The organism is Lacticaseibacillus zeae DSM 20178 = KCTC 3804, assembly GCF_000260435.1.
GTDB lineage: Bacteria > Bacillota > Bacilli > Lactobacillales > Lactobacillaceae > Lacticaseibacillus > Lacticaseibacillus zeae.
Map to the genome: position 1 here is coordinate 48643 of NZ_BACQ01000062.1, position 12978 is coordinate 61620.

Annotated in this window: 10 protein-coding genes and 1 pseudogene; 3 read left to right on the forward strand and 8 right to left on the reverse strand. The window is 50.1% G+C overall.

The annotated features are described in order from the left end of the window. Positions 1-62: 62 nt before the first annotated feature. From GSO_RS12625 to pepT, 6 genes are all read right to left on the reverse strand, one after another. Positions 63-1388 (reverse strand): PTS sugar transporter subunit IIC, encoded by a 1326-nt coding sequence (locus GSO_RS12625; RefSeq protein WP_010492767.1) that lies wholly within the window; start codon positions 1386-1388, stop codon positions 63-65. Between the two features lie 198 nt (positions 1389-1586). Then, complete coding sequence (locus GSO_RS12630) at positions 1587-1925, reverse strand: PTS sugar transporter subunit IIB (RefSeq protein ID WP_010492769.1); 339 nt, start codon at positions 1923-1925, stop codon at positions 1587-1589. A gap of 78 nt (positions 1926-2003) precedes the next feature. Next, entirely contained in the window at positions 2004-2321 is a 318-nt protein-coding gene (locus GSO_RS12635) for a PTS lactose/cellobiose transporter subunit IIA (protein WP_010492771.1), read from the reverse strand. Between the two features lie 94 nt (positions 2322-2415). Next, positions 2416-3456 (reverse strand): M20/M25/M40 family metallo-hydrolase, encoded by a 1041-nt coding sequence (locus tag GSO_RS12640; protein WP_010492774.1) that lies wholly within the window; start codon positions 3454-3456, stop codon positions 2416-2418. Beyond that, positions 3441-5234 carry a BglG family transcription antiterminator gene (locus tag GSO_RS12645; RefSeq protein ID WP_010492776.1) on the reverse strand — a complete coding sequence of 598 codons (1794 nt, stop codon included), beginning with the start codon at positions 5232-5234 and terminating at the stop codon, positions 3441-3443. The genes GSO_RS12640 and GSO_RS12645 overlap by 16 nt, the downstream gene beginning before the upstream one ends. A 288-nt stretch (positions 5235-5522) precedes the next feature. After that, on the reverse strand, positions 5523-6770 hold the full coding sequence (gene pepT, locus GSO_RS12650) for a peptidase T (RefSeq protein ID WP_010492778.1): 1248 nt from the start codon (positions 6768-6770) through the stop codon (positions 5523-5525). Between the two features lie 113 nt (positions 6771-6883). Between pepT and GSO_RS12655 the strand changes: the two genes are divergently transcribed. The 3 genes and pseudogenes from GSO_RS12655 to GSO_RS18685 form a co-directional block, all read left to right on the forward strand. Next, positions 6884-8524, forward strand: a complete 1641-nt coding sequence (locus tag GSO_RS12655; protein ID WP_010492780.1) for a peptide ABC transporter substrate-binding protein — start codon at positions 6884-6886, stop codon at positions 8522-8524. Positions 8525-9128: 604 nt separating this feature from the next. Continuing rightward, positions 9129-9233: a putative holin-like toxin gene (locus tag GSO_RS12660; RefSeq protein WP_029345604.1), complete on the forward strand. Its 105-nt coding sequence runs from the start codon at positions 9129-9131 to the stop codon at positions 9231-9233. A 205-nt stretch (positions 9234-9438) separates the two neighbouring features. Next, positions 9439-9501 (forward strand): annotated as a pseudogene (locus tag GSO_RS18685) (hypothetical protein); the annotation flags it as partial. Positions 9502-9820: 319 nt separating this feature from the next. On the opposite strand, the gene GSO_RS12665 reads toward GSO_RS18685, so the two are convergent. After that, positions 9821-10675, reverse strand: coding sequence for an ROK family protein (locus GSO_RS12665; RefSeq protein ID WP_010492782.1), 855 nt, complete (start codon positions 10673-10675; stop codon positions 9821-9823). Positions 10676-10805: 130 nt separating this feature from the next. Next, positions 10806-12758 carry a sucrose-specific PTS transporter subunit IIBC gene (locus GSO_RS12670; RefSeq protein ID WP_010492784.1) on the reverse strand — a complete coding sequence of 651 codons (1953 nt, stop codon included), beginning with the start codon at positions 12756-12758 and terminating at the stop codon, positions 10806-10808. Between the last annotated feature and the right edge of the window lie 220 nt (positions 12759-12978).

Here is a 12978-nt window from a genome sequence, read left to right on the forward strand (position 1 = left end):
AAAGGGTGCACATCTATCAAGCGGCACCCTTAGCAACATCTATTTTCCGCAAACCTGGCTGATTAAAAGTCGAGATCCAACCCAGCCAAGGTATCTTCGTCTTCTTTTGAAAAGATTGACTTTTGGGCGGCTTTTTTGGCTTCATCGCGTAATTCAACGCGTTCCATTATTTTAAAGAATGGCCAGTAAAGTGCGACCGCCAAGACCAGTTGCAAGGCGTTGGCTAAAATCGTGCGGTAGTCGCCGTTGGTTAAGAAACCTTCTAGGAAAACGCCGACATAAGGTGGGTTGAAGATCGGTTTGGCAATCCAACCCCAATGCATGAAGAACATCGGTAACGTGCCGATGATGGCCCCACCGAAAACGTGCGGAATGAACATGATCGGGTTCAGGATGATCGGTGCGCCGAAAAGGATCGGTTCGTTGATCCCGAATAAAGACGGGAATAGGGAAATTTTACCGATTTTCCGATAGCGCTTGCTCTTGGACAACATGCAGGCAACTACGCAGCCGATTGAGATGCCGCAGCCGGTAAAGCCGAAGAAGCTGGAAACCGCGCCGGTTGTGTAAAAATGGGGAATGGCTTCACCGGCATTCATGGCGGCAATGTTTTCGGCGATGAATGTGACCATAATCGGACTGGTGATCGGTGAGAATACCGATGAGTGGATACCGAAGAAAAAGACGGTACAAATCGCAAAGTTCAGGGCTAAAACGGCCCATGGATTGTCCATACTACCGACCAGTGGCGCCAAGAAGCGGGTCAAAATGCTTGGCGGCAACTCGCCAGCTATGTTTAAGAATGCAAACCGGCCGGCAATGAACGCGCCCCCGGTAATGAGCGTGACCGGAATCAATTCAAATGAACGGGATACGAAATCCGGCACCCCTTCAGGCATTTTGATTGTCAAATGGTGTGTTTTGCACCAGTGATACAGTTCAACCGTCAGCAAAGCCACCAGCATTCCGGTGAACAGTCCGCGAGCGCCAAGGTTGGCAACATCTAATTGGCCGGCTTTGTTGAAGGTAGCGACCATCATCAAAAAGGCAAAGCCAGACAAGGTGACGCATCCAGGAATATAGAGTTTGTAATGATTACCGAGGTTGTAGGCAATGGACAAACAGGCATATAGCCCGATCATGCCAATGGACAGCTTGACCGGTAAATCAAACAGCGCGGCGTTGCTAGTAATAAACTGCGAAACAGCATTCTTGGGTCCGAGCATATTCGGTAATGCCGGGATGATGGTGAAAATACTACCGAGAATGGTAAAAGGCGTCATCGCCACCATCCCGGCCTTAATCGCACTTAGGTGACGTTGATTATCCACCTTATGCGCAATCGGCATGAAAAAACGATTCATAAACGCTTCAAACTTGTTAAACATCGCGGGATCACTCCTCTCGTGGTGTGAGCGTGAACTGGCGCGGTTAGAAGTCGGAGTGTAAGTGGCCTTGGGCGGTGATGGCCCGGTTTTGGCCATTGCGCCCAAGGTCCTTACACGTAGACTTCTGCGCCAGTGAACGCGTTATGGTGAGCGTGAGCCAGCCCGGAATTTAAGCCGACAAACGCACAGTGCTAAGTATTAACCAGCGTGCTTCTTCTGGTATTTGGCATGTGTCACCAGCGCCAGCTTCATCACAGTTGCACCATCCATCTGGCCGTAAACATCCTTGTCGATCACGGCATAAGGGATGTGCCGCGGTTCGCAGATTTCACTAATGTAGCCGGTTTTGTGACCGATTTGCGGTCCAACCAAAACGATGTCATAGTTATCGATTTCGTCCTCCAGACCATCAACGGGAATGGCGTTGAAGTGAAAATCAGCTTCATTCAGCTTGCGGCTGTCTTTCACAACCTTAGCCATATTTTGCATCAACATATTGGTGGAAAAGCCACCGGCACAGCATAAAAGAATTCGCATTTGGAAGTTCCTCCTATTTTTGAGTGTTGGGAATTGGCATAGCAATTTTTTGTTTTGAAATATGTTTATTGAGCTGGTTTACGTTCTGTTTTCGAAGATTTCTATTAATGTCTCAATCAAGTCCCGTGCCAACTGGCTAGTCATGTAGTGGTCTTGGGCGTGGACCATGAGCAAGTTGACCGGTTCGGGTGTCTGATCAGGGTCGAATTCTCGACTGATCATGGCGGTTTGGGCATTATGAGCGGCGACATCAATTTCTTTAGACTCCGCCAACAAATTGCGCGCGCGGTCAAAGTCGCGTGTTTTCACCGCTGCCAACGCCTCGAATGCTTTGGTTTTACTTTCGCCGGCGTTCGCAATGAGTTGCATAATTTCAAGTTCTTGGGTGGTTGCCATAAAACGCTCCTTTAAAATGCCAGCATGGGTAACGCGGCTGGCGGGATTTTTATCATTAGGGAATTAGGACGACTGAGAGCCGTCATAGGTGGGGCTAAAAAGTGTGGGCAGCTTCAACCAGCTGCAACGACAATTGGCGGCACATGGCAGCATATAAGGCAACCATATGATCAACATCGGCTGCCTGGGCAAGCGACTGGGCACAGTGGCCATAGCGACAGGGCAAGATAGTCACGACTGTCGGAATACCAGCACCGACTTTATGTGCTTCGCCGCCATCGGTACCGCCGCCATTAAACATGTCCAGCTGCAACGGCAGGGAAGCCCCGGCTGCAGTATCTTTGACGAATTGCTGCAATTGGCGATTCGGCGCCAAGGTGCGATCAAAGTGCGTGAGGATCGGTCCCTTACCGACTTGACGCTGGTTCACTTCGCTGCGCTCGCGGGGATGTTGAAAAGTCGCGACATCCACAATGAAAGCCAGGTCCGGTTGAATCAATTGGGTAGCGGTTTTGGCACCGCGAATGCCGACTTCTTCACTGATGGTCGCGGCAAAATGTAACGTGAATGGCAGCTCTTCATCGGCAAGCTCTGTTAAAAGCCGGGCACCGACATAACAACCGAGCCGATCATCTAATGCTTTACCGCCAAAAACGCCTTCCGCGGCATATTCGCTGAATTCGGTCGCAAAGGTGACCATGTCGCCGATGTTAATGCCCAGTGCGGAGACTTCATCAGCCGTATTGGCGCCGACATCACACAACACTTGATCAAAGGCGGGCAGCGATTCATCGCGAATGACCATTCCCGGCAGTTTTTCTCCAGTGGCTGTCGTGACTCGAACGCTTTGCCAGTGACTGGCGGCAGGTTTAACCCCGCCGACAACCATCAAGCGTAAGAGACCTTCAGGTGTGATCGTCCGGACCATATAGCCGACTTCATCCATGTGGCCATAAATCATGACGGAAAACTGCGGCTTGGCAGCTCTTTTGGTAAAAATCAGACTCCCAAGACCATCCGTCTGGGTGGCAAAGCCATACGGTGCTAAATAATGGCGTAAAACGTTGCGCACTTCGCCTTCGTTGGCGGCGATTGCGTCGGCATTGCTTAACGCAGCCATTAGTTGTAAATCCATGTTGTTTCAGCTCCTTCCAGCGCTGTGCGCAAGATCTGGTGAAATGACGAAAATTCAGTTTGCTGAACTAGTTTGTTGATGACGTCCGGCTTTTGCATTAAGGCCGCCAGTTGCATGGTTAACGTCCGATGCAAAGGAAGTTGATCCTGTTTCAAGGCGATTAGCCAGGCGAGATGCACCGGCCGAGCCGTGTTTGTGGCGCTATTTGGCAAAAGGATGACGGCCACCGCATTTTTCTTGGCATTGAATGACAAAGGATGCGGAATCGCGATGCCATTATCATAGATGGTTGGCAAAAAATCCTCCCGCTGAAGCACCGACGCCGCATAGTCCGCCTGCCCGCAATACTCGGCCATTGTCGCGGTGACAGTGGTCAGCAGGCCGCGATAATCAGTTAAGGTCGATTGCTGGAAAAATAGCGATGGGACCAACAAATCGGCCAGTGACGCTGTCGCATTGTGACGGGATGCGACCGATAATTCGTGACGCAAATGCGCAAAGTCCAGATCCGAAGCAACTTCGTCAATCCGGATCACCGGACAGTCAAACGATTCGTTTAAGGCGGTCACTGTAAACAACAAGTCCAGCGATAACTCATGAATCGCGGCTAACTCGTTAAGTCCGAATGTCTGAATCATGGCTTCAGGAAAAATTCGCCGTAAGCGTAAGCACAAAAGCGTCGCAATCCCGCCGCCGGTACCGCACACGACCGCAATTCGGTAGCCGCCGCGGCTCCATTTTTCATGCGCCTGCTCTAGCGGTACCAACAGGTGGGTCGTGAGGTAGCCGATTTCGGCTTTAGGCACGTCGATTTGATATTCCTGACTTAGCCACTGCGCGAATTGAACCGCCCAGTTAAACGCGATCGGGTAATCTCGCGCTAATGGTTCCAGATTCAGACCTGCCAGACTTTGGTGCTCCTGCAGCCGACCAATCAAGGCCAAAACGTGGAAGTACATGAGTGATAGGAACTCCGGATGCGTGGCGAAGTTCGTTTCGTGGCGCTCATCTAATGCCGTGAAATAAGCTTGAAGTTTAGCTTTCAGCCGATCATGATCCAGTCGGGTTGTCAGTTGTTTGCGTTTTGCCGCAAAGCTGACGGTTAAAAATTCCCAGGCTTCTGTCCCCAAACGGATGTCGGCCACCACGTCCGCAAATGGTGCATCGTCAGGCGCAGGTTGTGGTTGCTGACCGGTGACGGCCAATGACCAGCCGATTTCACTGGCAAATTGGGCGGTTACCGGTGGATCCAGTCCTAGTGGTTGCACTTGTTGCGTGAGTGCCGAGTGGCGAGGCGGCAACCCATATTGTTGCAAGGCCAGAACCCGACTTTGCCAGTGGCAGCACGCCCGCACCCCGTAATGTGCTTTGCGTTCTAAAGTTAGCGGCGTGCCGACAAGAAGTTTGTCCAGCTCCCGTAAATCACGTTGCAACTGCTTGGGACTGATTTGCTGGGTTTCCGCCAGCGTGGCGACCGTGAGATATTGCGTCGTTGTCAACAAGAGACGCAACAACTCCGGAATTCTTTTGGCGGGCATCTGTGGTTGCGCTTGCTGCTTCATGGCGGCTAAATAATCCGCCAGCAGTTGCGAATCTGTTACCTGGAGTTGATAACCGCGACCACGTTGAAAGCAAATCTGAAAACCGGTCGCATCACGATTCAATAACCGTAAATCATTTTGCAATGTTCGCCGCGACACCCCAATCGTCTCGGCTAACGCGGCTGCGGACATCGCACCGTTTGCCTGTAGTGCTTGAATAATCATGTGTTCACGCAAGTAAGTTCCCCCAATCCGTAAGCGCTTTCAACGATAATGCTATTATGCCGGAAATAGGCGACTGCCAAAAGCCCCACTTTTGCAAATTGGCGTGGCAAAAATGGCGGGGTTGTGGCAGTCGTTTAATGATTATTTTCAAAAAAGACGACCAAGTACCCCGTTGCAATCAATTGTGCGAATTGCAAGAGGAGGCTTAGTCGTCTTTTTTAGACTTGAACGATTTAATTTTATGATAAACCAGCGTCGTTAGCTGCAAAATCATCGCGAGGCCAGACACTGTACGGCTCTTTAGGCCACCGTCCCATCAGCATTTAACTGCGCCATATGAATCAACGTTTCGGCAATTTTACCCATGGCCTCTGTGGAGACAACCTCATAAGGGCCGTGGAAATTGATGCCACCGTTGAACAGATTAGGTGTCGGGATACCTTGATAAGTAATTTTTGAACCGTCTGTCCCACCGCGGAACGGAACGGTTTTGGGTGTGAGTCCGGCCGCCTTGATCCCAGCTTCAGCTAAGCGGAGCGGGTAAGGATCCTTGTTGATGATGTCGGCCATGTTGTAGTACTGGTCGTACATCGTCACTTTGAGGCGTGGCTGGTCAAACTGGGCATTAAGTTCGTCCACAACCTTCTGGAAGTAGGCTTTGCGGGCTTCGAACTGTTGGTGATCGAAGTCGCGAATAATGTAAGTCAGTTGGGCTTCGCTGATTTCGCCATGGAACTTCAAGAGCAAGAAGTAGCCTTCATGACCGGCACTGAATTCCGGACGGTCAAAAGCGGGCAAGGCGGCGTCAAGCTGGCGGCCAAGCGTGTTGGCATTCACCATCAATCCCTTGGCTTCCCCGGGATGAACCGAGGTGCCTTCAATCGTCACCGTGGCTTGCGCGGCGTTGAAGGTTTCATATTCGATTTGCCCGGGATCGCCGTTATCCAGCGTGTAGGCAAAGTCTGTCGCAAATCCCTTGGCATCAAACTTATCTGCGCCGACACCGATCTCCTCGTCCGGGCCAAAACCAAACTTAATGAGACCATGTTTGATTTCCGGATGGGCCAGCAAATACCGCGCCGTCGCCACCGCACCGGCGATCCCGGCTTTGTCGTCAACCCCCAGTAAAGTGGTACCGTCGCCAGTAATAAGTGTTTGGCCAAAATACTGCTTCAAAGCCGGAAACTGCTCAACGGTCAACTGCAACCCGTTAGCAAATTCAATCGGGCTGCCATCATAGTGCGGATGAACTTGCGGTTGCACGTTTTCGGCATTGTAATCTGCCGTGTCCAGATGAGCGATGATGCCGAAACTTTTGACCGGCTTGTCGGTGTTAGCCGGCAATGTCGCCGTTACGAAGGCGTTTTTGTCATTCAAACTGACATCTTGTAGTCCTAAGTCTTGCAGCTGCTGGACCAGTAACTTGGCCAATTTCGTTTGGCCCGGCGTTGAAGGGGTCGTGTCGCGGCCCGGATAAGAGCGGGTGTTGATTTTTGCATAACGGATAAAGTCTGCCTGTATTTGCGCTAAATCAAGGTCAATCGTCAATGAGAATCCCTGCCTTTTCGATGAGAAAAATATTAACATTACATTGCAATCAGTTTGAATCTGGCTTAGTATTTTGTCAATAGCGCAATTTGGGAATTATTGGAGGGATACATATGTTTAGGTCAAAAAAATGGCTTTTGGCGTTGCCATCTGCCGCACTCGTACTTTTGGCCGCCGGTTGCTCATCAAGTAGCAGTGGTCAAAGTGGGCAATCAAGTACCAATCAAACGCTCAATTGGTCAGAAACATCTGCAATTGTGACGAATGATCCGTCGCAGTCAACGGATACCGTTTCTTTTCAAGTCTTAAACAACACGCAGGAAGGGATTTACCGGTTAACCGACAAAGGGCAAAAGCCGCAGTTGGCGCTGGCTAAAAAGGTCACGAACAGTAAAGATGGCATGACTTACCACGTCACCTTGCGCAATGCCAAATGGAGCAATGGCGATCCGATTACGGCGCAGGACTTCGTGTATAGTTGGCAGCGCACTGTGGATCCTAAGACCAAAGCCACTGATGCGTTCTACTTTGCGCCAGTGAAAAATGCCACGGCCATCACCAAAGGCACCAAGCCGGCATCCGATCTGGGCATTAAAGCCACTGACAGTCACCATCTGACCATCACGCTGGAGAATCCGACCGCTTACTTTAAGAAGTTGCTGGCGTTCCCGCTGTATTATCCGCAGAATCAAAAAGTGGTCGAGAAATATGGTAAAAAGTATGGCACTTCCGCAACCACACAGGTTTACAGTGGTCCGTTCAAGCTAACGAAGTGGAATGGTACCGGTGATAGCTGGACACTTGCCAAAAATCCGCAGTACTGGGATAAGAAGCACGTTAAACTGGCTAAGGTTAACGAAACGGTCATCAAGGATGTCCAAACCGGGATGAACCTTTATCAAACCAAGAAGTTGGATTCAATCGTGTTGACTGGCGAGCAGGCCGCCGCCCATCTTAATGACAAAGATGCGGTTAAGCGATTGTCTTCCAATATGACGCGGGTCGATCTGAATCAAAAACAGGTTCCGGCATTCAAGAATCTCAAAGTGCGCCAAGCCTTTTCCATGATGATTAACCGCACTGCGCTGACCAAGAATGTTTTGAAAGATGGCTCCAAGCCGGCACTGGGTTTCATTCCAGTCGGGCTGCACACCAATCAAAAAACCGGCGCAGATTTTGCCAAGACAACGCAAGTGAAAAGCGCAGTGGCGTATGACAAGACTAAGGCCAAGAAGTTGTTTGAAGAAGGCATGAAAGAATCGGGCCAGAGTCAGCTGAACTTAACGCTACTGGCCGATGATACGGATGTTTCCAAGCAAGTTGCCGAATACCTGCAAGGCGCGTTTGAAAACCTGCCGCATGTCAAAGTGACGATCAAGAGCATTCCGAAAGCACAGCGGCTGCAAGCCATGAACGCCGGCAACTACGACATGGTGGTGACAGGGTGGCAATCGATTTTCGCTGACGCCTACAACTTCCTGGACGTCTGGATCAGCGACTCCAGTTACAATTCATCCGGCTACAAAGATGCCAAGTTGGATCAGTTGCTAAGCGAAACCGAGACCAAGTACGGCAACGATCCGCAAAAGCGCTGGACCATGTTGCAAGACGCCGAAAAGATCTTGATGAAGGATCAAGGCACTTTGCCGCTTTATCAAGCCGACAATTTGCAGTTGTTGCGGTCAAATGTAAAGGGGTTGTCATTCAATCCTAACGGGACACCGTATGACTTCAAGACGGCTTATCTGAAGTGATCATTAAGTGAAAATAAACAGCCCATCATGCTATGCACATAGAAACGGTGCAGCATGATGGGCTGTTTGCATGCTATGAAACCAGCAGCTACATTCTTCGAAAGAAGGTAATGACTTTGGTTTTAGAACCTTAGTACGTCACAATCCTAAAGAAAGGAGTAGTTTCTTAGTTGTGAAAGATGCACTTGACTGAATGTTTCAGTTTGCCTTGCCCTGCTAGCATTAGTCATTGTACTAATTGACCGGAATAACACAAAATAGCCGTCACGCCTAGCAAGCGAATTGACGGCTATTTTGTAGTCTAAAATGAGCTGCTGTTAAATAGCATTTTAAAGGAGCTGGTGTTGACGCACCAAACTCTTTTATGTGGATATAATAGCATGCGACTAAAGAAGCATCAATAGTGATATGACATTCTAGAAACCGCTTAATAAATGCTTAATGATAACTAACGATATTCTAAAAAGTGGTTTCTATTCTAATTAATCCTATGCTACAATAAACCAAGAATGCTACGCGACGGCAGCTACGAACTTCGAAAGAGGGTGATAGCTATGGTTTTAGGACTGTAGTGCATCGCAAATCTTTGGAAAGGAGTGGCATTGTGTCTGTCAAAGACGCACTTGATTTGATGTTTCAGTTCGGCAGTTTCGTTCTTGCCTTGCTGGCATTAGTCATTGTGCTGATTGACCGAAATAACACAAAATAGCCGTCTCGCACAGCCAGCGAAATGACGGCTATTTTGTAGCTTCAATGAGCTGCTGTCAAACAGCATTCCAAGGAGCTTGGTGTAGGTGCACCGAGCTCTTTTCGTTTTCATTATATCATGTGGATTTCGAATCTGCTACGGTAACGTTTTGAAATGAACCTGAATTGTCAATGATGTGCAACAATGAAGACCAAGATAAAGAAGTAGTTTCATTCTTGCTTTATTAGCATTAGTCATTGTGCTAATTGACAGGAATAACACAAAATAGCCGTCACGCCCTAGCTAGCGAGTTGACGGCTATTTTGTAACTTTAAACGAGCTGCTGTTAAATAGCATTCTAGAGAGCTTGGTGTTCCCGCACCAAGCTCTTTGTACGTTTTTATTATATCATGCGGATTTCGAATCCGCTATGGCAACGTTTTAAAAGTAATATTGGGCCATCTAAAATCAGTTTGTCCGTTTTGCAATCTGCGGACATCAAAGACTTTGGTAATTAGCTAGTAGGACCGGCGTATAGGCGACCACTGTACCTGAGCAAACTTTGGTCGTTGCACCGTTAAGGCGATTCGATTTTCTCTGACGTGGGTTTAGGCGGTTTGAGCAAGCAGAAAGGCGCCGATTGCACCGGCATTATCCGCCAGATCAATCGGGACGATGTAGCTGTCAAGCGGTGGGACAGTCACATAATCGTTCAACAACCGGTTAAACTGGTCACGGATTTTAGGGAAAAGCTGTTGTTGGTGCATGACTCCGCCACCGAAGACAATCTTCTCTGGGGCAACGGTCAGGGTCAGGTCGACACATGCCTGGGCGAGGTAGTAAGCCTCGAGATCCCATGCCGGATGATCGGCCGGCAGATCCTTGGCGGGTTTGCCCCAGTGTTTCTGGAGCGCCGGTCCGCTGGTCATACCTTCCAGACAGTCGCCGTGAAACGGGCAATTACCAGCAAATGTGTCGTCTGGGTGGCGGCGCAGGATGATGTGTCCCGCCTCAGGATGGCTGTAGCCCTGCAGCAGCTGACCGTTTTGCACGATGCCCGCACCGACGCCAGTGCCAACAGTCCAATAGACGAGGTCGTTCAAGCCCTTGCCGGCGCCAGCCTTGAGTTCGCCGTATGCCGCAGCGTTGACATCGGTGGTGAAAGCAAATTTGGTGTCAGGAAAATGTTTCTGTAAGGTACCGAGAATGTCAAAAAACTGCCATCCGGCTTTAGGGGTCTTGGTAATGTAACCGTATTGATTCGACTTACGGTTGACGTCAATTGGACCAAATGATGCAAGACCGATTCTGTCGGCAGGGTGCGCCTTGAAATAACCGATCACTTGGGCGATGGTCTCGTCCGGCGTTGTTGTCGGAAAAGTTTCCTGGTCGATGATGTCGATACCGTTTTCTGAGATGGCACACACAAACTTTGTGCCGCCAGCTTCGATTGCTCCGAGCATGAGAGTGGACTCCTTTCAACGATGGTACAGAGATAGTTGTTTTTGGTGCTGAGTCTTTGAGGTGTGCTTCAACGGTGAGTGGCTAAACTTCAAAGAATGGGTGAAAAGCGAGTCGACTGGGCAGTTGACGTTACAGGTCAGTTGCCACGGCGTTGTCACTGCTGCGTGCGGTCAGCGCGATGAGGTGGTCGCCGGGCTTGACCGTCGGCGTCGTGACTGGTTCAACGCTGGCATAGGCATTCGTGTTGGTGATAACGATCATGACGGTGGTGTCATAGCCGGCATTGGCAATGGCTTGGTAATCGAAGGTTCCCAGCAGGTCGCCAGTGTTCACATGGTCGCCTTGGCTGACCTTGCTGGTGAAATACTGGCCTTTGAGGTCGACAGTATCGATACCAAGGTGGATGAGCACCTCAGCACCGTCATCAGCCTTAATGCCATAAGCGTGGTGAGTCGGATAGGCGACGGTTACCGTGCCGGTGACTGGTGAATGGACCTCATCGCTAGCGGGTTTGATGGCAATTCCTTTGCCCATGATCTCAGCTGAAAAGACCTTGTCGTTGACTTGCGTGATTGGTTCGGTGGTGCCGGCGACTGGGGCGGCAATGACGGTATCTGCTTGTGTTTCTTCACCGGTGGTCGGATCCACGGGTGCTTCTTCGGGTTCATTTTTCAAAACGCGTTTGGCAACGATGAACGTCATGACGAAGGAGGTTACCAAACTAATGACTGCGGCCAGTAAAAAGGCCACAATAGATTTCGGCGCGATCGAGATGAAGCCAAGAACGCCGGCGCTGCCCATCGCCCAGGCAAGGACGTGGAAGAGGCCGAGAATAGCGCTGGCAATACCGGAAGCGATCGCGGCACAGTAAAATGGAAAGCGCAGTTTCAAGTTGACCCCGAATATCGCCGGTTCGGTGATTCCGAGTAAGGCGGAGATGCTAGAGCTTGAAGCTAAGGCACGCTGCTTGCTGTCCTTAGAAGCGAAGAACACAGCAGCCGCAGCGCCACCTTGGGCGATGTTAGCCATTGATGCGACTGGGAAAATAAAGGAACCGCCAGTCGTTGCCTTGGCAGCAATGAGTGTGGTCTCGATCGCTGGGAAGGTCTGATGAAGCCCGGTGATGACAATTGCAGAGTAGAAGACCCCGAATATTGCCATGCCAAACCAACCAGTCGCATTATACAAGCCAACCAGACCATTCGTCAGAAAATCAGAAACAGCTCGCAGTACAGGACCGACGACCACAAAAGTCAGAAAGCCGGTGACAATGATCGACAACAGCGGTGTGAAGGTGAAGTCAACCGCGCCTTTGAGGTGTTTGTGCAGGAACTTCTCGATCGTCGCCAGCAAAAATGCGACCCCGAGGACGGGCAGAACCTGACCTTGATAGCCGGCTTGAGCCACATGTAACCCGAAGATGTTCCAATAGGTCATTTTTCCAGCGGCAGTGACGGCGGCCACTTGGTAACCGTTAACCAAGGTCGGCAGAACCATGATCATCCCAATGGTGGCGCCAAGGTACTGGTTGCCGCCAAAGCGCTTGGTTGCTGAGAAGCCCAGTAGGATTGGCAGGAAGGTGAATGGGGCGCTGGCCATAGTGTTAACCATGTCAGCCAGTCCCTTCAGATTCGGCACCGCCTGTACGACTGACCGGCTCATGAACAAACCCGGTGAGCTCAAAACGTTGTATAACGCCATCAGCAGTCCGCCGGCAACCAAAGCTGGCACGATCGGAATGAAGATATCCGATAGCATTTTCAGGAAACTGGTGAAGGGATTCGGTTTGCCGGCGGTGGCTGCGATCTTCTTGATGTCGTCCGTGGTGGCTTCCTTTAGGCCGGTGATGCCAATTAAAGCGTCATAGACCTTGTCGACATCGCCGGGACCGATGATGATCTGAAATTGGCCGCCAGTCTCGAACGTGCCTTTCACGTCAGGATCATCGTCCAGCGCCTTCTGGTTGATCGTCTTGCTGTCTTTAAGAACAAGGCGCAGCCGGGTCGCACAATGGGCAGCGGCCTGGATGTTATCTTTGCCAATATCTTGCAAGATCCGTTTGGCAACGTCAGCATGTTTCATAAAAGGTCCTCCTCAGGAAAGCGGTTAATGGGCTAAAAAATAATATCAGTTTTGCGACGGTTAAAATATAAAGCGCTTTCGAAAAATTGTCAAGCGTTTGACAATTTAAGCCTTCATTATTGAGGGACTTCATTATACTTAACCTTTTAAAAATGTTTTTCGGTTGACAATTAACCGCTTTCAGTTATGATGAAGCTAATCGTGACAAACAGATTGGGAC

Coding starts and splice junctions, on each gene's coding strand:
- GSO_RS12625 (WP_010492767.1), bottom strand. CDS start 1,388: ATGTTTAACAAGTTTGAAGCGTTTATGAATCGTTTTTTCATGCCGATT.
- GSO_RS12630 (WP_010492769.1), bottom strand. CDS start 1,925: ATGCGAATTCTTTTATGCTGTGCCGGTGGCTTTTCCACCAATATGTTG.
- GSO_RS12635 (WP_010492771.1), bottom strand. CDS start 2,321: ATGGCAACCACCCAAGAACTTGAAATTATGCAACTCATTGCGAACGCC.
- GSO_RS12640 (WP_010492774.1), bottom strand. CDS start 3,456: ATGGATTTACAACTAATGGCTGCGTTAAGCAATGCCGACGCAATCGCC.
- GSO_RS12655 (WP_010492780.1), top strand. CDS start 6,884: ATGTTTAGGTCAAAAAAATGGCTTTTGGCGTTGCCATCTGCCGCACTC.
- GSO_RS12665 (WP_010492782.1), bottom strand. CDS start 10,675: ATGCTCGGAGCAATCGAAGCTGGCGGCACAAAGTTTGTGTGTGCCATC.
- GSO_RS12670 (WP_010492784.1), bottom strand. CDS start 12,758: ATGAAACATGCTGACGTTGCCAAACGGATCTTGCAAGATATTGGCAAA.